This is a genomic window from Gammaproteobacteria bacterium (assembly GCA_013151035.1).
GTDB lineage: Bacteria > Pseudomonadota > Gammaproteobacteria > JAADJB01 > JAADJB01 > JAADJB01.
In genome coordinates, this window is record JAADJB010000052.1 from 1 (window position 1) to 25130 (window position 25130).

Consider the following 25130-nt stretch of genomic DNA (forward strand, 5'->3'; position numbering starts at 1 on the left):
CACGCACCAATAAATGTTGGAATAAACGCTGGTGCGCAATGCACACCCTACCAGTGGGTATTTATCAGGGTAGGGTGCGTACCACGCACCATGGTTTGTGGATTCCCGTCTACTAGTAAATGACAAGAGGATATATGAAGATATCAATAGTGGTAGCGATGGCTGAGAATTCGGTGATTGGTATTGAAAACCGTCTGCCCTGGCATCTACCTGCTGATCTGGCGCATTTCAAGGCGGTCACTATGGGCAAGCCTATCCTGATGGGGCGTAAGACCTACGAGTCTATAGGCAGACCTCTGCCGGGACGAACTAATATTGTGGTGAGTCGTAATATTGAACTGGAAGCACCGGGTTGTGTGGTGGTGGATTCGATTGAAGCCGCTCTGGCTGAGGCGCAGCAGGAAACCCCGGATGAGATCATGATTATTGGTGGTGCTTATTTCTACCAGCAGATGCTGGCGGCAGCAGACCGAATCTACCTGACGCGGGTGCATTGTAATATTGAAGGAGATGCCCATTTTCCTGAGCTGGGTGCAGAATGGAGGGAGTGTTCGCGTGAGGATCATCAGGCCGATACAAACAACGACCATGATTATAGCTTTCTGGTGCTGGAGCGTTAGTCTATCCCAGTAGGTCTTCAATAAACCAGGCAGCAAAGGCATGACGACCGGGTAATTCAGCCTTACGGTAAATGGCAGAAGCCTGTTGGCGTACGGTCTTTTCCAATGTGTTTCGAATGGCTGCAATCTCCTTCAGGCTTAGTCCCTTGAGTAATAGCCACCCTACTTCACGTTCACTGGTGGTTAATTTCCAGTCCTCAAATTGTTGTGTAATCACTTCACTTAATTTCTTTCGGGCATTCAGAATATAGGCACTGGCCTTAGGTGGGTAGGTGTTTTCCAGCGCGTTCTTTAAGGCCATGATTTCTCGATTCTGTTTGCGTAGTCCTCTTATCAGGTAGGTGATAGCGATAATGGCAATGCCAACAATCATGGTTTCCTTGATGATGTGTTGCATGGGTGCGCCATGTGTCAGGTCGGTCATGATGTCGATACCACTAGCGATTGCGATCAGGCTCAGTACAGATATCAGAGTGGTTTCCTTGTTAATGGCTATGTTCAATATCAGTCCTATGTGAATCAATGAGTTATATTGTTAGTCATATGTTGTACAGAGTTTATTTTAGACCTTTGTCCGATGTTTATTCAAGTGATTGTGTTTATTATTATGACATCATTCAAGATTAATAGAGGCGGTGGTGTTATGAAGCAAGAAGTCTATGTATGGGATATTCTGGTGCGGGTTTTTCACTGGTCGCTAGTATTATTTTTTCTGCTCGCTTATCTATCGGGTGATGAGTGGGATGATCTTCATATTTACTCGGGCTACATTATTCTTGCTTTATTAGTGACGCGTATTGTGTGGGGTTTTATCGGCAGTCGATATGCACGTTTTAGTGGTTTTGTTACTTCGCCTGAGAAGATGTTGAGTTATCTAAAGGATCTGTTATCAGGTAAGCCGGAACATTATGTTGGACATAATCCAGCCGGTGGCTGGATGATTCTGGCATTATTATTAAGTTTGAGTCTGACTGGTTTGACAGGTTATGCCCTGGAACAGGGATATCAATTAATGGATATGGGGATTCCTGTTGTTGTGGAGCAGTTGGTTGATGATGACGAAGAAGAATTACTGGAAGAGGTGCACGAATTCTTTGCCGGTTTAAGTCTGTTTCTGATCGGAGTTCACGTGCTTGGAGTGCTTGTTTCATCGCGTGTTCATAAAGAGAACCTGATTAAGGCTATGATTACAGGATATAAGCAGTAAAAGGGGGCGGATTTTCATTTCCACATAATTTCTGAAAAAAGTAAATCAAGAGCCCTGACTCCTTATAATTTCTGAAAAAAGTAAATCAAGAGCCCTGACTCCTTGATTTTTTTATAAACCTTTCTGGATCTTGAGATGTTGGGCATTGAACGCTGATTCGTTGTTGATTCTCCAGACACAGAGCCGTTAAGGTGCCGCCCCATAGACAGGCGGTATCCAGGGCGAAGATATTATCCTGATCAGCGACTCCCAATAGGGCGGCCCAGTGCCCGAACAGGATGCGTTCGTTGCGGGTGGCACGTTGTTTGATGCTGAACCAGGGGACAAAAGGGGGTGGCTGACTACCCGGTGGGCCATTGTGTTTCAGGTCGAGTTTTCCTGACGGGTCACAAAAGCGGAGTCGGGTAAAACAATTGGTGATATAGCGCAGGCGATCAGCACCACGTAAATCAGGTTTCCATTGGTCCGGTTTGTTACCGTACATGTTTTCAAGAAACTCCAGGGGGCGTTGTTGTAAGGCTTGTTCGACCTCTCCTGCATATTGTCGTGCCCGATCCAGGTTCCATTGCGGAGGAATACCGGCATGAACCATGCTGTAGCCTAGTTCCGGGTCATGGTGCATGAGTGGTTGGTAACGTAGCCAGTCTAGTAATGGTTCACGATCATGGGCATCGAGGATGGCTTGCAGGGTATCAACAGGATAATTGTGTTGTGGGACATAGGCGGCTGCCAACAGGTGGAGGTCATGATTACCTAACACGGTTACGGCACGATCACCGAGTTGATAGACAAGACGCAGGGTCTCTAGAGAGAGTGGCCCCCGATTGACCAGATCACCGGCAAACCAGAGTCGATCATTGGCAGGATCAAAGTTGATTTTGTCCAGTAAGGTGAGTAGTTGATCGTGACAACCCTGGATGTCACCAATGGCATAGCTTGTCATAACGGCACCTTAAGTCTGTCCCCATAGTCCTACTTAGTGCAGGGTTCGGGGCAGGGACAGGCTGAATACGGGAATTCGTGCCTCAAATTTTATGCCATCATCATCAATCATTTGATAATAACCTTCCATGCTGCCGACAGGGGTTTCTATCATGGTACCGCTGGTGTACTGGAATTGATCACCCGGTTTAAGATGAGGTTGCTCTCCTACCACACCATCACCCCTGACCTCGTGAATTTTTGCATCACTATCGGTGATCTTCCAGTAACGTGAGATTAATCGAACGGCGATATCGCCTTCGTTTTTGATGGTGATGGTGTAGGCAAATACATGACGATGGTTGTCGGGGTCGGATTGTCCCTCGATATAAACTACTTCAACCTTGATCTGAATATTGTGCTTCGGTTTGTCGTTCATGGTGATTTCCGTTAACGCTTCCTTTATGTTGCATTATTCTCTACGAGATTGGCGAGTTGTGCAAATTGTTGTAGCGATAGTTGTTCTGCACGTATTCCTGGATCTATTCCGGTGGTCTGAATTTGCTCGCTATTCAACAGACTCTTTAAGGTATTGCGCAGGGTCTTGCGACGTTGTGAAAAGGCAGTTCTGACGACCTGCTCCAGTATAGTGATATTAACATCAACGGGTGCCTTTGAGTGCGGGATGAGTCGAACAAAGGCGGAATTAACCCGTGGTGGCGGATTAAAAGCCCCTGGACCGATAGCAAACAGGTGTTCTACCTTGCAATAATATTGCAGCATAACCGAGAGCCGACCATAGGTCTTGCTACCGGCACTGGCAACCATGCGATCAACCACCTCTTTTTGTAGCATGAAATGCATGTCTTTGATGCAGTGTGCCTGTTGTAGCAGATGGAATAACAGGGGTGTGGATATATTGTAGGGCAGATTGCCGATAATACGTAGTCTTTGTTCTTCTTCCCTTAAATCACAAAAGTCAGTCTTTAACGCATCCTGATTATAGATACGGAGTTGATGAATATCATCGTTCAGAGTCTCTAGCCCGGCAATCAAGTCACGATCCAGTTCAATCACTGTCAGTTGTTTACAACGCTGAAGTAGTGGACGGGTGATGGCTCCCTGACCAGGGCCAATCTCGATAATGGATTGCCCTGCATGGGGGTTGATAGCATGGACAATATGCTGAATAACACCTGGGTCATGCAGGAAGTTCTGACCAAAACGTTTACGTGGAGTATGGCTCATATCATAACCTGTTTTTTTGTAGTTTCAGTGCCATTTGTAGTGCAGCCTCCAGGCTTTCACTATTGGCATGACCGGAACCGGCTAGTGTTAATGCTGTTCCATGATCAACCGAGGTACGAATAAAGGGGAGACCCAGAGTGGTATTGACGGCCTTGCCAAAACCGCGGTGTTTTAGTACCGCCAGACCCTGGTCGTGGTACATGGCGAGTATCACATCGGCCTGTTGTAAGTATTGGCTGGTAAATGCCGTATCAGCGGGGATTGGGCCAATCAGTTTAATTTCTTCCTTACGGAGTTGCTCCAGTACCGGTATGATAATTTCGATTTCTTCATGACCCAGGTGGCCCCCTTCACCGGCATGTGGGTTCAGTCCACAGACCAGGATAGCGGGTTGTTGACAGGAAAAATGTCTCTTGAACGAATGATTTAGAGTGCGAATAATATCTTGCAGACGTGTTGCTGTAATGGTTTGACTGACCTGCGATAGTGGCAAGTGGGTGGTAACTAATGCAACATGTAAGGGATGATCCGGTGTGTCTTCCATGGGGGTGCTTAGTAGCATGACAACAGTCTCGCTGGCACTCCGTGCAGCAAGGTATTCGGTATGACCTGAGAAGGGGATGCCTGCATCATTGATTACAGCCTTGTGCATGGGGCCTGTCACCAGGGCATCAAAGTCTTTGCGTAGACAGCCATCAATGGCGCAATCAAGTGCCTTTAATACAGCGGCAGAATTAGCCGGGTTAAGCTGTCCGCATGCAACGGGGTGACTCATGCTAACGGGAATGATCTGTAATTCACGTTTCCGTTGTCTTTCCCTGGGGCGTTGTGGGTCAAAGTCCTTCAGCTTAAGTGGCAGGCCAATCTGCTGTGCCCGTTGTTCCAGTACGACGGGATCGGCGATGACGATCAGCTCACAGCCATGTTCCCGTTGAGCCATTTGGATACAAAGATCGGGTCCTATGCCTGCTGGCTCACCCGGTGTGAGGGCTACACGTAACATCCAGATGTTTCCAGGTCGGTCTTATAGATCGTGGGTTTCAATGCGATACTCAATATAGGCTTCATCCCGTAGTCGTCTTAGCCATAGGTCGGTGTTTTCTATAATCTTGCGTTGACGGATTGAATTACGCGCCTTTGCCTGTTGATAATCCTGGGTACTATCATGATTACGGCGGTCAATAACACGGATAAGATGGTATCCAAAGGGAGTGCGCAAAGGTTCGCTGATTTCTCCAATAGCCAGCTTGTTCATCGCCTGTTCAAATTCCATAGGATATTCCCCAGGACTAATCCAACCCAGTTTTCCACCATCGGCTGCAGAGATTTTGTCCTGAGAATGCGATAGCGCAAGCGTGGCAAAGTCTTCACCAGCTTTAATACGGGTGCGGAGTTGTTCAAGACGTAACTTGATCGCCTGTCTTGTTGTTATTGTGTTGGGTGTCATCAGGATATGCTGCACCAGGGTCTGGGATATAAACAGAGGTTGGCTTCCACGTTTATCAATGAGTTTGATGATATGAAAGCCACTAGGGCTACGGATAGGTTTGCTTAACTCACCTGGCTGCATGTTTTGTATGATGTCAACGAACATGGTGGGTATCTGATCACGCTTACGCCAGCCAATATCACCACCTTCCAGTGCCTTCTTGCCAGCGGAGTAGGCGACAGCCATCGATGAGAAGCTGGCACCATCCTGTAATTTTTTAAGAACCTCCATTGTTGTCTGGTAGGTGGCTTGTATCTGTTCAGGTGAGGCTGCTTCAGGGTTGGGTATCAGAATATGACCGACATGATATTCCTGATCAACATCGCCCCAGGTCTTTTGATTGGCAAGCAGATTATCGATCTCCTGTTGTGAGACCTGAACTTGATTAGCCACTGACTGACGTTGCAGTTTTTTCAGGATAATCTGGGTGCGGACTTCATTTCTGAAGTTTGCATAGGTGTATCCATCACGTTCAAGTACCACCCTGAATTCCTTTAACGTAAGATTATTCTTTTGCGCCAGATTGCGCAGATTATTGTTCAGGGTTTCATTGTCTACCTTAATGCCACTGCGTTCAGCCAGTTGTAGCTGCAGGTTCTCAGTGACCAGTCGTTCCAATACCTGGCTTTGTAATCGCTCCAGTGATGGCGGCTGGATGCCCTGGTCGCGTAACTGTTGACGTACAGAACGTGTCTTGTTGTCCAGTTCACTTTGCAGGATAACATCATCATTTACGATAGCAATGATGCGATCAATGGGTTCTGGTTCTGCGTAAGCAGGTACCAGCTGTATAAGGGCGATTAGCAATGCAATGCTTGATAATAATATATGTTTTCTCATGGTGCGTTCCAATCTCTCATTATTCAATGTTCCTGATAGCCCAGAATACTTCTGGCCAGTAGTGATTCGATGGGTTTGCCAATATTACCTAATCCCTTTAATTGTAGTTGTAGATAGAAGGCAGTATTGTTTTCTCCGCTACTATTATTAATATAGTCACGGAATAACAAACGCAGACTCCAGCAACAACTATCATATTCAAGACCGGCAAGTCCTTCGGTCAGGTGTCGATCTCGCAGAGAATAGTTCCAGTTGGCAATAGCATTCCAGTTGCCATTAATAGGCCAGACCATGGAGGTGTTGATTTGTTCCATTTGTTGTTCATAAAAACGATAGGCCAGATTAAACAAACGGTATTGATCGGGACGGTATTGAAAACGAATATCCCCTCGTTTGGTTTGGTTATCATCGGGGTTCCAGTACAAGCTGGAGTCCATTTTCCAGGTTGATGACAAGCGGGCATCAAATTCGGTAATGATGCTGGAGCTTTTTGTTGTCTCAATGGCCTGGCCTGGCAGCGTGACAGTACGATCCGAGAAATAGATGATCTGACCGATGTTGAATGATACCAGTTGTTCTCCGGTGTCGCTTTGTAACAGACGACTACCGAGAGATAGTGTTAGTTGATTGGCATCAGCAATACGGTCATTGCCACTAAAACGGTTGGCAGCAAAGAGTTGAGGCTGGTTAATGTCGAGTAAGCCACTATCAAATATCGGGATCTGGCTCTGGTCACGTTTAGGTGTTCTGGTGTAGAAGATGCGTGGCTCAATAGTGTGGGTGAGTGCCTGTTGCTGTATCGTCAGATTACGTTCCAGGAATAGTCCACTATCAAGGCTGAAGCCTGGTATGTTGCGCTGTATGTTTTTACTTGCTCCGGGTGCGTTATTATCGAGTCGATAGAGGCTGGAGTGGAGCCTGGCTGTAGGTTTGATAAACCAGAAATTGCCTTGCATCGGGTACTGGACGGATGGCTCCAGAATGAGGCGATTACCACTGATTTGCCCTTTTTTGTAAAAGTGTGTCAGGTCTGCCTGTATCTGATATTCCAGCCCTGCACCCGTGCGTAGTTTATCGGTGGAGAACATGATCTGCGGGAGTCGTTGATAAGACTCATTGGCATTGCTGATACTGGAATCCAGATTTTGATAATTTTGTACCCGTCCAGTCAGACTCCAGTTATTACCTGATAAGGTGGTCGCTAGAGTTTGTTCCAGATAGGTTCGGCTACTCGCTCCCAGGTTGTTGCCCAGATCTTCAAAATAGGTCTCATCCGAGACTGTAGACAGGTTTGCCGTTGTGGTGAGTTTACTGCCTATCTTGCTTGTGTGTTGGAGCGAGAACAGGCTACGATTTTCTTTTAACACCGCATCAGATGGCAGATATGCCGCAGCGATTCTGCCTTGACTGGTTTTATTGAGATAGCGCATCTCGCCTTGTAATTGCAAACCACGACGTCCGAGTAGACGCGGGGTAATAGTGACATCACGATTGGCTGATATATTCCAGTACCAGGGTATCCTGATATCGGCCCCGGTCTGGCTGGAACTGCCCCATGAGGGTGTTAAAAAACCACTCTTGCGTCGATCATCAATGGGGAAGCTGATATAGGGGGTATAGAGTAAGGGTATATTCATAAACTCAATACGGGCATTGCGGGCGTAGCCCTTGCCTTCGTTCTGATCGATATCAACCTTGCTGGCCTTTAATAGCCAGTGGTCATTGCCTGTTGCACAGGTGGTGTAACTCGCTTGTTCCAACGACATCTTGCCAGGGCCGGTAAGGGAAAGGGTCTCGGCGGTACCGCGCCCCGGAGTTTGACGGAACTGATATTCAACTGATTTGATCTTGCCTTGTCGGGAAAGGGTGTTGATCTGACCATCACGTCCTGTCATTAACACCTGATTATCCTGGTATTGTAATTCCCCTTCGATCAGTATATTAGTCTGTGGTATCTGGTACAGCGCCTGTTGGGCACGCAACTGCTTATCATTCCAGTCGATCTTGATGTTGCCCTTGAGTTGATATTGCTGTTCCGGGTTACCGCTTACCTCATCGGCTTTGATCTGTAATGGTCGATGATTATCGATGGTCTGTGCCTCGCCACGTTGTATCGGGTGACAGATGGTTTCTGCTGATGATTGTTTTTGTACTACCGGTTTTTTTTGGGCTGCTGGTTTTGTCGTTGATTGAGGTGCCGTGGGTGTATGCGCATGTGTGTGTGCGGCAGGTGTTTTTGTTTGATGAACTTGTTTTTTTTGACTGATGCAGTTCCAACTGGTAGCGCTATCCAGTGGCAGACAATTCCATTGTTCATGGCCTGATTGTGCCAGAATATCCACCGACAGGGTGGATATGATCAGACTAAGAGACAATAAAAGGGTGGCTTTGATGCGTAACAATGGGGTTCCAGCGTGTGCAGTAATGCTTCTGTTGTTATGGTGTGGATGATGCTCTCCAGGATGCATGGAATTGTATGTGTTTTGGCTATTTTTTGCCAGTGTAACCTTGCTAATCAGGGTTATAATGGGTCAAGAATTTCCTCGGACTGGATTAATGATAATGCCACAACGATTACAACAACTGAAAAGTTGGCTTGAGACTGAGCTTAACTTCGATGAATATCATATAGAGCCGGCATCGGAGGATGCTAGTTTTCGGCGTTATTTCCGGGTTAGCCAGGGGCCAAATAGCTACATCGTGATGGACGCACCCACCGAGCATGAGGATAGTGAACCCTTTGTTCGTCTATCAGAACTGTTATCAGCAATCGGTTTGAATGTCCCTGTTGTCTTTGCCAGTGACCTGAAACAGGGTTATCTCCTGTTATCTGATCTGGGTCACCAGGATTACCTGAGTCATTTGACCCCGCAAACGGTGGAGCGCCTTTATGGCGATGCCATGGCCGCCTTGATTTCACTACAGGCTTGTGGCCCTGAGCAACAACAATTGCCACTTTATGATGAGGGATTATTGCAGGCAGAAATGGCGTTGTTTGAACGCTGGTTGTTGCAGGAATATCTGGGGCTGGATGTCGATGATTACCGTCAGGACACCTTGCCTGATGCCTTTCAGCAGCTGGTGGTATCCGCTCGGGAACAGCCCCAGGTGTGTGTGCATCGGGATTATCATTCACGTAATTTGATGGTTAGCGAGAAAAACAACCCGGGAATCCTTGATTACCAGGATGCTGTATGGGGGCCGGTAAGCTATGATCTGGTGTCTTTGTTGCGCGATAGTTATATCCAGTGGCCTCGTTCTCAGGTTGAAGAATGGGTGTCTGGCTATCGGGAATTGGCGATACACAGTGGTATATTGCGTGAAGAGGTGAATGACCGGCAATTTATGCAGTGGTTTGACTGGATGGGTATACAACGTCATCTTAAGGTGGCCGGTATCTTTGCACGACTGTATTGCCGCGATAACAAAGTCGGTTATCTACAGGATATTCCTCGTACCCTGGAATATATTGTTGATGTCGCTTCAGGCTATGAGACATTAACTCCCCTTGCCAATTTGGTGAAACAGGTGGTTTTACCCCAGTTACACAAGAAGTTGATCGCCGTATGAAGGTGATGATTCTGGCCGCAGGGCGTGGTGAACGTATGCGTCCGTTAACAGATAATACCCCTAAACCCTTGTTAAAGGTTGGGGATAACACCCTGATTGAACATCTGATTAATGCCCTGGTGCGCGATGGTTTGACTGATATGGTGATTAATCTTCATCATCTGGGTGAACAGATTGAGACCTGTCTGGGCAATGGCGATGCCTATGGTGCCCAAATTACCTATGTAAAGGAGCTGGAACAGGGGCTGGAGACAGGCGGTGGTATATTTAATGCATTACCTTATCTGGGTGCAGATCCCTTTCTGGTCGTTAATTCCGATATCTGGACAAATTACCCCTTTGCCCGATTATGCAGGAAGATCCCCGGTCTAGCCCATTTGGTATTGGTTGATAACCCCGTTCATCATGCGCAGGGTGATTTTTGTTTGCACGAGAACCAGGTGCAGCCTGAAGGAGGTTCTAAGCTGACCTTTAGTGGTATAGGTGTTTATCATCCGGATCTATTTAAGAGGTGTGTGGCGGGTGTGTTTCCATTAGCCCCTTTGTTGCGTCGTGCTATGAAGGCGGGGCAGGTGACGGGGGAACATTACACCGGGCAGTGGCAGGATATTGGTACGCCTGCGCGTTTGCAGGCGCTCATCAGGAATTCTATCAAAGGGTAAACAGCATGTCCGGCAATAAAAAAGGCTTAACTATTGGACGCATTGCGGATGCTGCGGGCGTTAATGTTGAAACGGTACGTTATTACCAGCGAGTTGCACTGATTAATGAACCTGCCAAACCTGTTACAGGTTACCGTTATTATTCGCTTGATACCGTTGATCGTATTCGTTTCATCAAGCGAGCCCAACAGTTAGGCTTTAGTTTAAAAGAGATCGCAGAACTGCTTGAGTTAGGGGCGGGCTGTTGTGCTGATGTGCGTGCCCGTGCTGAGGAGAAACGTACACATATTGATCAGCAAATTCAAGGGCTTAAAAGCCTGCGTCAGACCCTCGATACATTGATCAAGACTTGTCAGGATGATGATTATTCCAGTCATTGCCCAATCATTGAGACCTTGTCGGGTAAGCATCCGTAGTTTTATTAATCAAAAACATTTGACTCTGTACCATGGTACGGGGTTTATTCTTAATTGCATCAGCGGTGCAGGTCATTTTAGCCCGCATAAAATATCAGGCTCGATCAGAGCACCCTTAGGTATAAAGGTAATATCAGAGTTGAAATCAGGAATACCTGAAAAAAGTAACAACCGTTCTATGGTTGCCGCCGCGTTTGCTGCGATTGGTGCCTCTTTATGCTGTGTAGGGCCGCTGGTGTTGCTGACATTGGGTATCGGTGGTGCATGGATTAGCTACCTTGTTGCACTGGAACCTTATCGCCCTGTTTTTATCGGGATAACGTTGATCTTTTTGTTCCTGGCCTTTCGTAAACTCTATTTGATGCCTCGTCAGTGTGCTCTCGGTGATACTTGTGCTATATCGGCGACATTGCATAACCAGAAAATAATCTTTTGGCTTGTTAGCGTGCTTTTGTTGGCGCTACTGGCATTTCCATATTACGGCACCCTCTTTTTTGAATAGTACGGGAGTAATACCAATGATACGTGCAATAGGACTTTCCCTGATGATGGCGATTATGATGACAGTCTCACCTACCGTCATTTCCGCACACAGTACCGTCATTCCAGCGCAGGCGGGAATCCATAATAAAACAGTGATACTGGATGTGCCGGGTATGACCTGTCAGTTTTGTCCTATCACTATTCGTAAGGCTCTGGAAAAGGTTCCGGGTGTGATTGAGGCAAAGGCCAGCTTTGATAGCAAGACGGCAACTATTACCTTTGACCCGGATAAAACCAATGTTGAGGCATTGATCAATGCGACTGCAAATGCGGGTTATCCATCCAGTCTGCAACCTTAGTAACACGAGCACTGCTGCTACGTTAATAATTTATTTAATGACTGTAATAACATGATATTAATAGAAAAAATATGCCTGGTAAGTTCGAGACATGAATCACGCTGCTCTATCAGAAACACGCCGTGAATACATCCATGTAGGCTCCACGCCCGCGTCCATGCGGGCAAGGGTCTCTGATAGAGAAGCGCAATCCCTGTCTCTTGAGTGTTGACAGGATACTAGCCGTGATTTGGAGGGGATATGACAACTTGTGGACATGGTAAACATCGTGATGCCTTACATATTGCTATTGTTGGCACAGGATCGGCTGCCTTTGCTGCGGCAATCAAGGCGGCGGAGCAGGGAGCAAGGGTAACTATTATTGAAGCAGCAGAGGTAATTGGTGGCACCTGTGTCAATATTGGTTGTGTGCCCTCGAAGATATTTATTCGTGCCGCCCATATTGCTCATCTTCAAGCGCATCATGGTTTTAGTGGTGTGGCTTTGAATCAGGCAGATATTGATCGTAAAACAATGGTGGCGCAGCAACAGGACTGGGTGGATAAGTTACGCTATGCCAAGTATGAAAGTATTCTACAAAGTAATCCTGCTATTAGTTTGATACTCGGGCGAGCTCGATTTAAGGATGCGGATTCACTAATCGTTACACAAACGGATGGCGTTGAGAGAGAGATCAAGGCCGATCGTATCCTGCTGGCAGTAGGGGCGAGTCCTGCTATCCCTGATATTAATGGCTTAAAGGACACGCCTTTCTGGACTTCAACAGAAGCTCTGGTTGCGGAGGATATCCCGAATCATCTGGTCGTTCTGGGCGCATCAGTGGTGGCACTGGAACTGGCACAGGCATTTCATAACCTGGGTGCCAGGGTAACAATACTGGCACGCAGTACTTTGTTATCCAGTCAGGATGCAGCACTTGGTGAAGGTTTAAAGGCGATTTTTGCAGAGCAAGGCATAAATGTCCTGTTATATACACAGGTGGAATCTATTCGTCACAATGATGAGGGTTTTATACTCAATCTATTTGATACAGAGATATGTGCCGATCAATTACTGGTTGCAACCGGACGTGTTCCGAATACCGCTGAACTGGAGACAGGAAAGGCGGGTATCCAGTTGGATCAACAGGGCAGGGTTATTGTTGATGATCACATGCGTACCAATATTGAATCGGTTTATGCGGCAGGGGATTGCACCGATCAACCACAGTTTGTCTATGTGGCTGCCGCTGCGGGTACTCGTGCGGCAATTAATATGACCGGTGGCAACAAGGCAATCAATCTATCAGTAATGCCAGCGGTGGTCTTTACCTCTCCACAAGTGGCTACGGTCGGTTTAACCGAGCAACAGGCAAGCGATCAGGGTTTGTTCGTTGAGAGTCGGACGCTGGCACTGGAGCATGTGCCGCGCGCACTGGCCAACATGGATACCCGGGGCTTTATTAAAATGGTGGTGGAAAAACAAAGTGGCCGTATTGTGGGTTGCCAGGTACTGGCTGATACCGGTGGTGAGATTATCCAGAGTGCTGCATTGGCAATACGAAATCGGATGACTATTGAGGATCTGGCTGATCAGTTATTCCCTTATTTAACCATGGTGGAAGGGTTGAAATTAACTGCGCAGACCTTTAATAAGGATGTCAGTCAGCTTTCCTGTTGTGCAGGATGATGGTTTTTCATAACCAGTAACGCGGGTAATGGCGCTTGGGATTGACCGACAGGTTATTGACCATAACAGCAACAATCAGCAGGATAATAGTGCCGAGGCCAACAGGACTTAGAGCAAACCAGTAACCCAGATCATGCACCTGTGTATTACCTATGACGGCAATCATGGCGGTGGCACCACCGGGCGGGTGCATGGTGCGGGTAAAGTGCATAATAACAATAGAGGTCGATGCCGCGATGGCAGTCACCATTGCTAGATCCAGGTGAATATATTTGTAGCAGGCGGTACCAATCAGAGCGCAGATAATATGTCCGCCAACCAGATTACGTGGTTGTGAGAATTCGGCTAATGGTGCGCCATAGACGAGCATGGCGGAGGCACCAAAGGAACCGATTAGAAATAGATTGATTGTTGCGTCACCAGTGAATGAATTGCCAATACTGGTGATGAGGTAGATACCAATAAAGGCTCCCAGCCATGACCAGAGAATCTTTATTAGGGGTATTCTTGCTGGGGAGGGTTCTTTGCTCTTCATTCTTGCCAGATAATGTCTCATAGTCTCTCCAGAGTTTGTTGCATGATATTGAACGCCTCGACCAGATCCTTACCAAAGCTGATGAGCCCATCCTTGTGTCCAGCCATCACCAGACATTTTTCCTGGTGCAGGTAAGGCATCTGATACAGTCTTTTGATCTCCATTGCCATCTCTATTGTACCGTAAGTGGTATCCTCATGGGTGCATGGTAAGTGTTTTTTTAGTTGGCTCCAGGCCTGGGGGTGATGGATGTGAAGAACCGCAGCGATAGCATCATCCAGTTCATAAAACATGGCATGGGTCAGTGATTCGGAAGAAGGGGGTAGGCAACCCGAGTAACTAACCTGATTTTTCTGATAATCATAGTCATGGATCTGACAGTAGTGTTCGGGCAGGCAGGTGGGCAGATGGCCGGTCTGTGAGGCAGTGATATAAAATCCTGTTTGATCCTGTAGACGACAACTGAGGTTGCCATAGCCAACGCCATCGGGGTAAACACCGATCCATTTGTTATTAAAGACCTTTCTTCGAATGACCTCAAGCAAATTATAGACCGTCTTATCCACAGGACGGGATTCTCTTAGCGGATGATTAAATTGGATGATGCCATCTTTGGTCACAGTAAACCTCTTATAAATTGGCTTCAAGATAGTATAAGGTTTATTATATCTCCCCTGTTGAAGCAATGAATAAAGAAATTATGGAAAAGATCCTCGAAATACGTGATGGTTGTAGTACGCCTGATCAATTACTTAGAAGCCTGGCCTTCTCCCGTTTTTTAAAAATTTATAAAGCAGAATTCATTAGTGATTTGGAGCATCGTTCCAAAAAACAGAAGTATGAGGCTGCACATAAGATTGGCTTTATCAGGAATATCTGTGCCCGTGATCTGATCAAGATTCTTAAATCAGATCGTTTTGAAAGCCGGCAACAGGAAGAACATGCCCGGGAACTGGTGCGTTTTATTGATGGTGGCTTTCATCATTATCGAGGCAAGGGTTACACGCGTCTGATTCGTCTGCAAAATGATGTGATCTCAACCGGCTCGGAAACACCGGAGACAGTAAAGAACAAGGTCTCCGCCAAGGCACAGATTGTTGATGATCTGATTATTGAGACCCGCCGTGACCTGCTTAACAAGGTCGGTCTTGAACAGGGTGTTCGTCGTACCCCAGGGATGGATGCCTCACCGAATGTGACGGCTGGAGAGATATCCGGGCATTATTTTAATTATCCCGCTGATTATGCCCTGTTGGCGCATATTCCATTGACGATTGCCGCCGATATGAAGACCGGTGTCGATTATTCCACGCCTTCAAATAAACGCGCAAAACCCTTTTATGAACTGGATCATAATCCTTTGGATCAGTCGAAGATTAATGCCGATGACTGGGTATCCGTGCCCTTACAGGTGGGTGATTCACTGATTGTTACCTTTATCCATAAATCACGCGGTTGTATTGAGATGGAACCGGGGTTATTAAATCTGTTCCCATTTGCCCAGATGACCGATCTGATCAACCAACGTAAGGCCGACGGCATCTTCTTCTTTGGTATGCCTGATTCAGATTTAACGGATTTGGGTTATTACTTTGATAAAGAAAATGAACTGCTTATTGGTGTAGTGCCTGATATTGATGAGCTGAAGTATTTTGGTTATTGCAAGAAGCCGATTCTTACCTTACATAACGTACTGGCGATTCAGGATGGTGGTTTACCACTACACTGTGGTTGTACCCGCTATATCGTGCGTTTTAATGAGCAGGATGAATACTATATTGCCGAGATGTTAATCAAGGCTGATGACATGGGTAAGATTAGTCTGATTAAAGGCAAGGACAAAGTTACGCGCCCTATATTTACCGGCACAGAGACCGGAGCCTTTGCCTGTCTGGATGGCTTTAGTGATGAGGCGAAGATGCAGATGGCAGGTCGTGAGGTGGGTTATAACAAGGACACCGGCTCCAATGCCCGACAGATTGTACCGGTTGCCGATGTTGATGAACTGTTTCGTGATGATCCGCTGGATGTGTTGTTATATATGAATAATTTCAGCCTGATTGAACCGGGTGAATCTGCAGTTCAGTCTGATATGCATATTGAAACAGCCCTGGAGCACTTCCGTCTTGGTGAACGTGTTGCCGCCGGTTCTACCCAGACCCATCGTGGAGCCAAGGAAAGCAGTTATTGGGCCAACCCCTTCCCTTTATTGAAGGATAATGACGGCACGGTTCTACATCCATTACTGTTTGATAAATTCTCCGAGAATGAAAAGGGTTTTATCGGTGATATGAATATCCTTATCAACCGGGATGAACTCAAGGTGGGTGTCGCACATAGCCAACTAATGGCGGGTGTCTACGAAGGTAACAGTGACGAAGACTTAACCCGTTGCGGATTTAATGATCGCGACAATGTCGAGCAGGAAGGCCCCGTGCGCCTGGCTGAGGATCTGATTCATTTAATTAAGGATCTAGCCGTTGAAAAACGCAGCCGCATGGGTAATAAGCCGGATGAAGTGAGTATTACAGTTGCCCTGGTGGGTGACAGTCGTACCGGAAAATCCGAGACCGCAGAAAAGATGGAAGGGATACTACGTCTGCAACTGGTTTGATGGGACGCAATCATGGTCAAAAACGGTAACTTTTATCTCACACGGTAGGGTGCGCATTACGCACCAATCCTAACTGTTTCAATTATCTTGCTGTTATAAGCTTAAAAGCGCAAAATTTTTGCAATATATCCCGCATGAGCCTACAATGTATTACATAGTAATTATATGCATAGGTATCGTCATGGGCGTAACAAGTGTCAGACTTCAATCAGAAATAGAAACCCCATTGGAGAAATTGGCAAACAAGCTTGATAGAAGCAAAAATTACCTTATAAATCAAGCGATTAAGGAGTTTATTGCGCGCAAATCCCTCGAAGATAAAAAGTGGGTCGAAACACTAGAAGCATTGGATTCGGTAAAATCAAATAGGGTTGTTGTAGAACAAGATGTCAATGAGTGGCTAGAGAGCTGGGGCAAAGATAACGAAATAAAACCGCCTAAAGTATGAAGATATCATACTCTCGTGAAGCAATAGGTGACTTAATACGCGTGAGAGAATTTATAGCAACAAAAAATCCAGAGGCTGCTGAAAAAATTGCGAAATCAATACGTAAAGGAATCTCTCAATTAAAAACATTCCCTTACCTCGGTGTTGAGGTAGTGCAAGCACCTGATCCTGAAATGATACGGGACTTAATTATTGGTAATTATATCGCTCGTTATTTAATTTACGCAAAACAAATATATATCCTACGGGTATGGCATCACAAAGAAGAGCACTTATAACAAATCAATAAACGGCGACCGCAAAAAGCCGGGGCGTTATTTCAGACGTTATATTTCAGGTTTCAATCCACGCGCCCACACGGGGCGCGACGGCAGCGCGTAACGGCCACGCAGCGCACCAGGCCGGTTTCAATCCACGCGCCCACACGGGGCGCGACAGCACCAATCAAGGATGTCGTTTGCGGTTGGGCAGGTTTCAATCCACGCGCCCACACGGGGCGCGACAACAGGCCAGCGGCCCAGCGTTGATCATCATGGGGTTTCAATCCACGCGCCCACACGGGGCGCGACGGGTTGAATTATGGATAACTGTAGAATTTGCGGGGTTTCAATCCACGCGCCCACACGGGGCGCGACTAATTGCTCAGGCATATTATTCAACCAGCTCAAAGTGTTTCAATCCACGCGCCCACACGGGGCGCGACGGCAAGCAACCGTTCGGACTCGGCTTCTTTCATCGTTTCAATCCACGCGCCCACACGGGGCGCGACCGCTCAAGTCTAACTGACTGATATAAAAAGACCAACAGGAATTATTCCGCTAACCTTGTTAATTAATTTGTTAAAGAGCAATCACATAATATGATTTGTAATTATATTATGTGAAATCATAGGGTTATTTGTGCGCTAATGTATAGGTATATGAATGAGAGCAAACGGTTAGCGATTAAATAATCAAGGCATCATTATCAGGATCGGTTGTAGGCTTGGCTCCAATATGTTCTACTTTTTGCCGTCCTTTTTTGCCAAGCATATAAAACCTGAGGCTATCTTCTTTAGGGTCAAAAATATCCATTAATTCATTTTTCAGTGTAACAAATTGTGCCGGGGTTACTTCACATTCAAATACAGAGTTTTGTACACGCATACCATAATCCAGGCAGGTTTTTGAAATTCTTCGCAATCGTCTTGTACCACCTTCTGCGATAACACTAACATCATAGGTTATGAGTACCAGCATAGTTATTTCACCAAATAGGGTGGGTAATATTCAGTGTCCCCCCGTATATGACGGGCTAATAACATAGCCTGACAATGGGGTAATAAGCCCATAGGTATCTTTTCTTCAAGATAAGGATGCATGATTTCAACCTGTTTTCGTTCCTGCCAGGTCGTTAATAAGGTTTTTCTAGCGTCATCCTTTAGCCGTATTGCACCACTAGCCTCGGTGATAAAGTCATTTGCCTGAATTTGTCGGCGGTTGATTAATGTTAGGACAAAACGATCCCCCCAGGGGGCGCGAAATTCTTCCAGTAAATCCAGTGCCAGGCTAACACGACCAGGACGATCCTGATGTAAAAAACCAACATAGGGATCAAGGCCGACACCTTGTAATGCGGAGGAACATTCATGTGTAATGAGAGTATATACATATGATAGTAGTGCATTTACCGGGTCAGTGGGTGGACGGCGCACCCTGCCATTAAACACAAAACCACTGCCACGTAATAGTTCATTGAATATGCCAAAATAGGTGCTGGCGGCATCGCCTTCTATACCCATAGCCTCACTGACTGTTTGTGCCTGTTGTGCTCGTCGTAAACTCACTGCTAATTTTGAAACGGCTTCACTTAACCTTGCGTTTTCTCCATGATTGCGAATCTCCCGCATAAGCACTGAGCGACCATTGGCGATTTTTGCTGCAACCATTAAACGTGCAATGCTGATCGATTTGTCTTCATGATCAGCCCATCGGTACTGGGCACGTCGTAATAATACATTGCCGCTTTGTTTTCCTTGTACACGCGCCAGGAACTTTCCGTATTCTGTATAAAAGGCAAGTCCAATTCCCTGTTCACCACAAAAACCCATAAGGAAAGGGGATACTGATATCTGGCCAAAGCAAAGAATGTTTCCAATACTAATGGCAGGGAACTGCCCTAGTTTTTCTTTACCCTGTTTGATGACAATGGTTTCACGTTCTTTATGTAGGTAACTTTCCTGGCGAGTGATATAGAGGGTATTGAGTAGTTTTTTCATGACTTTTTAAGGGCTTTCAGTTTCTTGTGATCCTTTATGCCTACATCTGCCCATTCCTGATGGATGATATTGGTGAGAATGGCGAATTCTTCACCTTGCTTGATGTCGTGGTTGCTCCAGTAATCAGTGAGTTTATTGCGGCTTTCCTGTCCTGTCATGCGCTGCTGAATCCATTTTTCACTTCGACCATGTTTTTGCCAGGTTTCTCTGGCCCGGTTTAGCGACATGGCCGGGTCGGCCATTTCCTGCATTCGTTCATAGCCTACTTTGGCTAACCATAGTTTGATGGGTTCTGCTTTGGGGCTGGGTACAGACTGCACCAGACGTAGCAAAGTCTCTGCTGTAGCAACATCGGTAAGTCGTTGTTTTCCATCAGTTGCTGTCATTTTCAACCGGTGACAATCTGTCACCAGTTGACTTCCTTCACTGCCAAGTCGCTGTTTCAGCTTATTCCAGTACTTACGAGCAGTCTGATAATCCGCCTGCTGGGTTAATACCTGCACAATATCTATCACACTAAACCACCAAGTTTCAGACTCTTCATCATACACACGGCGAATTTCATAATCCTCAAATAATGCCATATCAGTTTTCATTTATTTTACTCCCTGTTGTTTCTGCAAACAGCTCCTTTATATAGTTTGCCGAATGATCACTCCGAAAAGCATCCGGCTCACATAAATCCATTAATGAGCAGGCTTTGCAACGATTTTTAATATCCGTCGGCAAAGGCGTAATGCCGGAAGCCAGCAGATGATGTGCCCCTTTAATCGCGGCAAATGTTACTGCCCGCAATGCATCATCAAACACTACCGGTTCACGTTTTCTCACCTGCCAATACCACATCGCTCCTTCTTCAATTTTAATATCACGCATTTCCTCAAGGCATAACGCCTGAGCGCAAAGTTGAATTTTGTCCCAGTCTTCTTTCTTGGGCTTGCCACGTTTGTATTCCACAGGAAAGTATTTAGTAGCGGGCTTACCCTCTATCTCCAGTAGATCAAGTTTGCCAGTCAGGCCTAATTGTTGAGATTTAACCGCCACACTTCGTTCATAGCGCACATTACCGCGCTGCTCTGATTCATAACTGTCCACACGCTCGTGTAATAAATTGCCATGGGCAGTAAAAAAATTTTCAGCCCACACCTGTTCGAGATGTATCAGAGCAAACTGGCGAGGGCAATAGGCGTAGTGTTGCAGGGCAGAAATGAAGATCAGGTAATCAGTGTCATCCATTGATAGTTAATAAATAACTTATGCGGCAAAACGAAGAATTTCAACTTCTGCATTATGCAGCACTGCATTTTCTGCCAAAGCCATAACCTGATCACTGATTTCATCAGAAAGGTAGTATTCACCACAGTTTTCACAAATCTGCGCCGGTACATCCTTAATGATAATAGTAGACTGGCCTCGATGCAGGGTGACGGTTGCCCGCCCCGCATGAGTTTCACCTAATTTACAAATAACGCATTTCATTGCTGTTTCCTCGTTTTGAAACCAATATGCCAAAGTTTAGATGATGGTATATATGCAGTAATCACATAACAAGCATAGTCCTTTTTATCATGTGCTACCACTACATGAACCGGAATATTCCTCGCCATTCCTAACAGTAATTTACTAGGATAGGGTTCATCATCTGGATAATCAAAGATAATCTCACCACTGTGAATTGTGCTTATTACATCAGCTTTACTCAAGCCACGATCAAACATTCGTGTAATTGCGTGACCACTAAATATAATACTGTCGCATTTCATAACAGAGTGTACCTCACTACTCATTTTTTTGACTTTTACCCTGCTCAGAAATTTTATTAGCCAAGGTGTCAAAATCCTTTTTGTCCGCCTGTTTCGCCTCTATTTGCAAACACTGTGTATTGAATTTTTTATATTCATCACTGGCCAGTTGCATCGCCACCTCATGAGATATTTTACCTGCATGATCAAGGATATTACGGTCATTCAACGCCAGAAAGCCATCCAGTTTTTTTATCCAGTTCTGCATATGCATAGGAATACGGCGTATGGCTTGCCCCTCTGCAAATACAAGATATTGTTCAACCAGATTATTAAGTGCTAACAGCTCATTTTCATTCAGATAGTTTTTGGCAATGGCGACATCCTGTTTACGGGGTTTATCTCCGCGCCAGTTTGTTAAGCCCATATTGGGTTGATTACTATCGGCCCTATGCTGGATAATTTCAGCTGCGGTATTGCCCGTTATTGCCCAATGCAATTTGTTTTGTACGGTTTTGAAGAAGTTGATACTTAACTGTTGTGTCGGGTCGTAATCCACACTGGTGGCATAAATATCTGTGATTTTCTGATAAAAACGCTTTTCTGAGGTGCGAATATCCTGAATACGCCGCAGAAGTTCATCAAAGTAATCAAAAGGTTGATCCGGATTTTTCAGGCGCTCATCATCCAGAAGAAAGCCTTTGACTATGTATTCGCGTAATTGGGTGGTAGCCCATTGGCGGAAGCGGGTGGCGGTAAGGCTTTGCACTCGATAGCCCACTGAAATAATAGCATCCAGATTATAATGTTTGAGTTGACGCTTAACCTGTCGTGAACCTTCTTGGCGAACTACCGAGAAATCCTCGGTAGTTGCTATTTCAGTCAATTCACCATCCGCAAAAATGTTTTTCAGGTGCAGGCTGATATTATCGTTGGATGTTTGAAACAGCTCAGCCATATGGTTTTGTGTTAACCATACATTTTCATCCTGAAACCGCACATCCAGTTTTGTGTGGCCGTCTTCGGTTTGGTAGATGATGAATTGGGTGTTGGGCTGAGTTGGCATTAGATCAGAAACCGTCAATTTCTTCAGGTTTAAGGCCGTCCAGTTTATTAAGTGTATAGCTTCCATCCGCATTCACTGATAGTGTCCGATGAACTTTTGCTGATGAGTATTGCCCTGATTTATTGCTATGCTTCCACCAGATTAGCTTTTTAACAGACATACTACCCGCTGGTCGAGCGGATGATTCATCACCTTCAAAAAGTTTTGGCAAAACCTGTTTGATTGTATCCGCATCTCCATCACTAAAGCCTGTTCGTTCGGCTAATTGCGGACTCATACCACCAAAAACCACATAAACAGCTTTATCAACTCGATGTTTCATGCCCATTGTATCTGAGCCTTTTTTAGTTCCGTCACCTTCACCACTTACACTTTTAGTAATTTGCGTACTGGTGATACTGACTGGTTCAACACTAAAAGCTGATTGAATTGAAACTGGGCCACGAATTGGTATAGAAACACCATCTTTAGCATCATTCTTGAAAGCAAATAACTGTCCAAAGCTACGCACATCAATCCATTTTTCACTAGCTAGCCGTGCAGTTTCTTCAGGGGTTGTTTTTTTAACATTAAATGCATCTTTACCTAAGCCATACTCGTCTGATTCCGCACGAATTTTTAAACTGGGCATACCATCAGTTTTCTTTTCATCCGACTGTACAAAGATGCTTTCACCGTTACCTTGCAATCGGTCTCGAATCTTTCGTTTGATACAAACATCAGTTATTTCACCGTAGCCTTCATAATCGGTGCGTGGTCGATTGCCATTTAATGGATCACCATTTGGGTTGGCATTTTTAACACTAAAGATTAGGGCAAAATCTATTTTATTTTGTAAGCTCATTCTTCATCTCCTATATTTTCTATTTCATTATTTTCTGCAGAATTTTTTAATACCCACTTTCCTTTTTCAAGTTTATAATCACGCAACCATTTTCGTTGGCTGTGATATGCCAATAAAAACTCACCACTTAAAGGCTTATCATTCACAAACTCTCCATCAATAAACTTATTCATAACATCGTCCATAAGTATTTGATTATTGTGCAAAAAACCAGCGCGATTATTTTTTAGACGTTGAATATATGGCTGTAATGCCAGCTCAATATTACGCCAGGTGGATGCTGGTCGATCTGCAAATCGTTGCATTAAACGTGCAGCCGTAGTAGTGCGTTTTTCACCTGCTACATATAACGACATATCTTCCAGTCGTTCAGCTATCGCTAACAAACGGCCATATAAATAATCTCGTGAATTATTATCTTGTTCTAACCCCATAATATATTCCTTTTCTTGTTTTTGGTTACGCTTGCAATAGCCTTTATACAAAGCACATGCAATACCTAGGTTTTTTTCCCATAGCCATTGCTCCTTAAATTTATAAGCACTGCGATTACAGGCTTGTCGTACTACTTTATCAACCAGATCACGGGGAAAGGAGCGGCCCTCAACAATGCAGGGCAAGATTCGTTCTACCGTATTTTTTTTAAGTGAATCGTTTAACTTACTTCCGTATATAGCTTCCCAGATTGAGCGGGGAGATGGCGCGCTAATTGGCCAAATCGTCTTCGATACAGGTTTTTTATTGCCAACATCTTCTTCAATCTTATGACGTTGATACCAGGAAAAGTCGTGGTGCCATTGTGAAATACGCTTAATATATTCTTCAGGAAATAACTCCTGATAGTAAGTCACCGCCATGCGACCGGGTGTTGCAGAATCCAGCCCCATTATAATGATGTTATCTGTTGCTTTTAACTTAGCTTGATAACCTGCCATATATTTACCTAATGTTTTGGCGAATGACTGGCCTATATCAATTGTATGGTCTATCTGATTTTCTTCTGTTAATAATGGGGCAGATATTTCTTGTGGTTCTTTACCCAGAAAATCCCAGGTACTCTCCATTGGCTGAGGTATTTCATTTCCTGATACTGCCCATACAATAATCGCTTGATCGCCATTTCGAAACCCCTGACGTGAAATTAACCAGCGTAAAGCATTATGTGCTTTTTGTGTTACATCGAAAGAAACTCCAACTGACTGCGCACCATTTTTTTCTATACTATTTTTACTATCAGCAAAACGTCCCCTGAATGTAAAACCAGACATATCATTTGATGAAATAAGCTTAGCCTTATCTCCTGTATGGCGAAGCTTGGTTGGGTGGTTAACTGCTAAAGGCACTTCTTTACCTGTAATGTAACAAAGTCCTGTTTGATCACTATTAGCTAATTCATAGTTTACCCAAGCTTTTTGCAACTCATTATCCTTCCATGTGTCACCAGATGGATCATTCTGAATCTCTACACTCCAGCAAACTAATGCATTCCCCTGATCAAGTTTTCCTTTTTCTTTAGGTAAGACTTTAAATATTTTGGGCGCGTCATTCTCATTATCTTTCGGCCATGACAATAGCAATGAGCTATGTTCATCCAGAAAAAGAATTTTACTTTCAACTAAATCTTTTACTACCTTTCCTTTTTCAACGTATTTTTTTACCAGCTTAGCTTTAGGGTGGGAATATTCTGAATTACACCAGCTATCAAGCGCCTTTAAATAACCATTAAAATAGCCTTTTTTTTTGCCACCATAATCAAGGTAGTCTTTAGCAACATACTGAATTTTATCTGCCAGTGGATGAGGGGCTTCACCGCTGCTTCTGCCAGCAGATTTTTCTGTTGCAGGTAATACTATTTGTGTTTTCTCCAATACCTCAGCTCGTTTAAAATTTCCTTCGCCATCAATAGTAATTTTTATATGTGCATTTTGCAGAGTGTGGCTAATTGGCATGAGCTGATCTGACTCCGCTAAATCAAGTTTCACACCAGCCTCATAAGTTTCATATAATTTCGCCATCCAACTCATAAAGCTTCCTCCTCAATTTCTACTGAAAGAAGGTTATCGCCTTCTTCAAATCGTTTAGGTTGCATGGCTCGAACAAAACGACTTACCGTACATTCATCAGGTCGCGGAAATTCTAAA

General features: G+C 45.1%; 28 protein-coding genes, 1 pseudogene and 1 CRISPR repeat array. Of the genes and pseudogenes, 11 read left to right on the forward strand and 18 right to left on the reverse strand.

The features are described from left to right. The first annotated feature begins 134 nt into the window (after positions 1–134). Positions 135–620, forward strand: coding sequence for a type 3 dihydrofolate reductase (gene folA / locus GXP22_11055; GenBank protein ID NOX10000.1), 486 nt, complete (start codon positions 135–137; stop codon positions 618–620). A gap of 1 nt (position 621) precedes the next feature. Here the strand turns inward: folA and GXP22_11060 are convergent, their stop codons facing one another. After that, the gene (locus tag GXP22_11060; protein NOX10001.1) at positions 622–1110 is read right to left on the reverse strand and encodes a helix-turn-helix domain-containing protein; all 489 of its coding nucleotides are present in this window, start codon (positions 1108–1110) and stop codon (positions 622–624) included. 153 nt (positions 1111–1263) lie between these two features. On the opposite strand from GXP22_11060, the gene GXP22_11065 reads away from it, so the two are divergent. Then, positions 1264–1827, forward strand: a complete 564-nt coding sequence (locus GXP22_11065; protein NOX10002.1) for a cytochrome B — start codon at positions 1264–1266, stop codon at positions 1825–1827. Positions 1828–1912: 85 nt separating this feature from the next. Here GXP22_11065 and GXP22_11070 read toward each other — a convergent pair whose 3' ends face one another. The 6 genes from GXP22_11070 to lptD are packed head-to-tail and all read right to left on the reverse strand — an operon-like array spanning position 1913 to position 8727. After that, entirely contained in the window at positions 1913–2770 is an 858-nt protein-coding gene (locus GXP22_11070; protein ID NOX10003.1) for a symmetrical bis(5'-nucleosyl)-tetraphosphatase, read from the reverse strand. Positions 2771–2803: 33 nt separating this feature from the next. Beyond that, on the reverse strand, positions 2804–3187 hold the full coding sequence (apaG, locus tag GXP22_11075; protein NOX10004.1) for a Co2+/Mg2+ efflux protein ApaG: 384 nt from the start codon (positions 3185–3187) through the stop codon (positions 2804–2806). Positions 3188–3210: 23 nt separating this feature from the next. After that, entirely contained in the window at positions 3211–3996 is a 786-nt protein-coding gene (gene rsmA / locus GXP22_11080; protein NOX10005.1) for a 16S rRNA (adenine(1518)-N(6)/adenine(1519)-N(6))-dimethyltransferase RsmA, read from the reverse strand. A 1-nt stretch (position 3997) separates the two neighbouring features. Next, positions 3998–4999, reverse strand: coding sequence for a 4-hydroxythreonine-4-phosphate dehydrogenase PdxA (pdxA, locus tag GXP22_11085; GenBank protein ID NOX10006.1), 1002 nt, complete (start codon positions 4997–4999; stop codon positions 3998–4000). A 21-nt stretch (positions 5000–5020) separates the two neighbouring features. Then, positions 5021–6325 (reverse strand): molecular chaperone SurA, encoded by a 1305-nt coding sequence (locus GXP22_11090; protein ID NOX10007.1) that lies wholly within the window; start codon positions 6323–6325, stop codon positions 5021–5023. A 23-nt stretch (positions 6326–6348) separates the two neighbouring features. After that, positions 6349–8727 carry an LPS assembly protein LptD gene (gene lptD / locus GXP22_11095; GenBank protein NOX10008.1) on the reverse strand — a complete coding sequence of 793 codons (2379 nt, stop codon included), beginning with the start codon at positions 8725–8727 and terminating at the stop codon, positions 6349–6351. A 160-nt stretch (positions 8728–8887) separates the two neighbouring features. On the opposite strand from lptD, the gene GXP22_11100 reads away from it, so the two are divergent. The 6 genes from GXP22_11100 to merA all read left to right on the forward strand — a co-directional run bounded on the left by GXP22_11100 (position 8888) and on the right by merA (position 13483). Further along, positions 8888–9895 (forward strand): phosphotransferase, encoded by a 1008-nt coding sequence (locus GXP22_11100; GenBank protein NOX10009.1) that lies wholly within the window; start codon positions 8888–8890, stop codon positions 9893–9895. Continuing rightward, a complete protein-coding gene (locus GXP22_11105; GenBank protein ID NOX10010.1) occupies positions 9892–10557 on the forward strand; it encodes a nucleotidyltransferase family protein in 666 nt (221 codons plus the stop codon). Before GXP22_11100 ends, GXP22_11105 begins: the two co-directional genes overlap by 4 nt. A gap of 5 nt (positions 10558–10562) precedes the next feature. Continuing rightward, positions 10563–10973 carry an Hg(II)-responsive transcriptional regulator gene (gene merR, locus GXP22_11110; GenBank protein ID NOX10011.1) on the forward strand — a complete coding sequence of 137 codons (411 nt, stop codon included), beginning with the start codon at positions 10563–10565 and terminating at the stop codon, positions 10971–10973. Then, on the forward strand, positions 10918–11475 hold the full coding sequence (locus GXP22_11115) for a hypothetical protein (protein NOX10012.1): 558 nt from the start codon (positions 10918–10920) through the stop codon (positions 11473–11475). The genes merR and GXP22_11115 overlap by 56 nt, the downstream gene beginning before the upstream one ends. Positions 11476–11533: 58 nt before the next feature. Then, positions 11534–11815 (forward strand): mercury resistance system periplasmic binding protein MerP, encoded by a 282-nt coding sequence (gene merP, locus GXP22_11120; protein NOX10013.1) that lies wholly within the window; start codon positions 11534–11536, stop codon positions 11813–11815. 240 nt (positions 11816–12055) lie between these two features. After that, complete coding sequence (gene merA / locus GXP22_11125; protein ID NOX10014.1) at positions 12056–13483, forward strand: mercury(II) reductase; 1428 nt, start codon at positions 12056–12058, stop codon at positions 13481–13483. 7 nt (positions 13484–13490) lie between these two features. On the opposite strand, the gene GXP22_11130 is transcribed toward merA, so the two are convergent. Together GXP22_11130 and GXP22_11135 are read right to left on the reverse strand one after the other, a co-directional pair. Next, on the reverse strand, positions 13491–14039 hold the full coding sequence (locus GXP22_11130) for an HPP family protein (protein ID NOX10015.1): 549 nt from the start codon (positions 14037–14039) through the stop codon (positions 13491–13493). Beyond that, positions 14036–14638, reverse strand: a complete 603-nt coding sequence (locus tag GXP22_11135; GenBank protein ID NOX10016.1) for a class II aldolase/adducin family protein — start codon at positions 14636–14638, stop codon at positions 14036–14038. Before GXP22_11135 ends, GXP22_11130 begins: the two co-directional genes overlap by 4 nt. A gap of 65 nt (positions 14639–14703) precedes the next feature. Here GXP22_11135 and GXP22_11140 point away from each other — a divergent pair, with 65 nt between their 5' ends. The 3 genes from GXP22_11140 (at position 14704) to GXP22_11150 (ending at position 17358) form a co-directional block, all read left to right on the forward strand. Then, entirely contained in the window at positions 14704–16632 is a 1929-nt protein-coding gene (locus GXP22_11140; GenBank protein ID NOX10017.1) for a hypothetical protein, read from the forward strand. 181 nt (positions 16633–16813) lie between these two features. Further along, entirely contained in the window at positions 16814–17080 is a 267-nt protein-coding gene (locus GXP22_11145) for a ribbon-helix-helix protein, CopG family (protein ID NOX10018.1), read from the forward strand. Continuing rightward, on the forward strand, positions 17077–17358 hold the full coding sequence (locus GXP22_11150; GenBank protein ID NOX10019.1) for a type II toxin-antitoxin system RelE/ParE family toxin: 282 nt from the start codon (positions 17077–17079) through the stop codon (positions 17356–17358). Before GXP22_11145 ends, GXP22_11150 begins: the two co-directional genes overlap by 4 nt. A 59-nt stretch (positions 17359–17417) precedes the next feature. Further along, positions 17418–17849: direct repeats of the CRISPR family, unit length 32 nt; unit sequence GTTTCAATCCACGCGCCCACACGGGGCGCGAC. Between the two features lie 175 nt (positions 17850–18024). Here the strand turns inward: GXP22_11150 and cas2 are convergent. The 9 genes and pseudogenes from cas2 to cas8c all read right to left on the reverse strand — a co-directional run bounded on the left by cas2 (position 18025) and on the right by cas8c (position 25013). Then, positions 18025–18318, reverse strand: a complete 294-nt coding sequence (gene cas2 / locus GXP22_11155) for a CRISPR-associated endonuclease Cas2 (protein NOX10020.1) — start codon at positions 18316–18318, stop codon at positions 18025–18027. A 2-nt stretch (positions 18319–18320) separates the two neighbouring features. Continuing rightward, positions 18321–19337 carry a type I-C CRISPR-associated endonuclease Cas1 gene (gene cas1c / locus GXP22_11160; GenBank protein NOX10021.1) on the reverse strand — a complete coding sequence of 339 codons (1017 nt, stop codon included), beginning with the start codon at positions 19335–19337 and terminating at the stop codon, positions 18321–18323. A 5-nt stretch (positions 19338–19342) separates the two neighbouring features. Continuing rightward, positions 19343–19933: pseudogene (locus tag GXP22_11165) on the reverse strand (Bro-N domain-containing protein). Further along, positions 19923–20573, reverse strand: coding sequence for a CRISPR-associated protein Cas4 (gene cas4 / locus GXP22_11170; protein NOX10022.1), 651 nt, complete (start codon positions 20571–20573; stop codon positions 19923–19925). The pseudogene GXP22_11165 and the gene cas4 overlap by 11 nt, the downstream one beginning before the upstream one ends. A gap of 18 nt (positions 20574–20591) precedes the next feature. After that, positions 20592–20816, reverse strand: a complete 225-nt coding sequence (locus tag GXP22_11175; GenBank protein ID NOX10023.1) for a type II toxin-antitoxin system MqsA family antitoxin — start codon at positions 20814–20816, stop codon at positions 20592–20594. Next, positions 20813–21100, reverse strand: a complete 288-nt coding sequence (locus tag GXP22_11180) for a DUF4258 domain-containing protein (GenBank protein ID NOX10024.1) — start codon at positions 21098–21100, stop codon at positions 20813–20815. Before GXP22_11180 ends, GXP22_11175 begins: the two co-directional genes overlap by 4 nt. A gap of 16 nt (positions 21101–21116) precedes the next feature. After that, positions 21117–22145 (reverse strand): virulence RhuM family protein, encoded by a 1029-nt coding sequence (locus tag GXP22_11185; GenBank protein NOX10025.1) that lies wholly within the window; start codon positions 22143–22145, stop codon positions 21117–21119. 4 nt (positions 22146–22149) lie between these two features. Next, complete coding sequence (cas7c, locus tag GXP22_11190; protein ID NOX10026.1) at positions 22150–22989, reverse strand: type I-C CRISPR-associated protein Cas7/Csd2; 840 nt, start codon at positions 22987–22989, stop codon at positions 22150–22152. Further along, positions 22986–25013 (reverse strand): type I-C CRISPR-associated protein Cas8c/Csd1, encoded by a 2028-nt coding sequence (cas8c, locus tag GXP22_11195; GenBank protein NOX10027.1) that lies wholly within the window; start codon positions 25011–25013, stop codon positions 22986–22988. The genes cas7c and cas8c overlap by 4 nt, the downstream gene beginning before the upstream one ends. Positions 25014–25130: the final 117 nt, after the last annotated feature.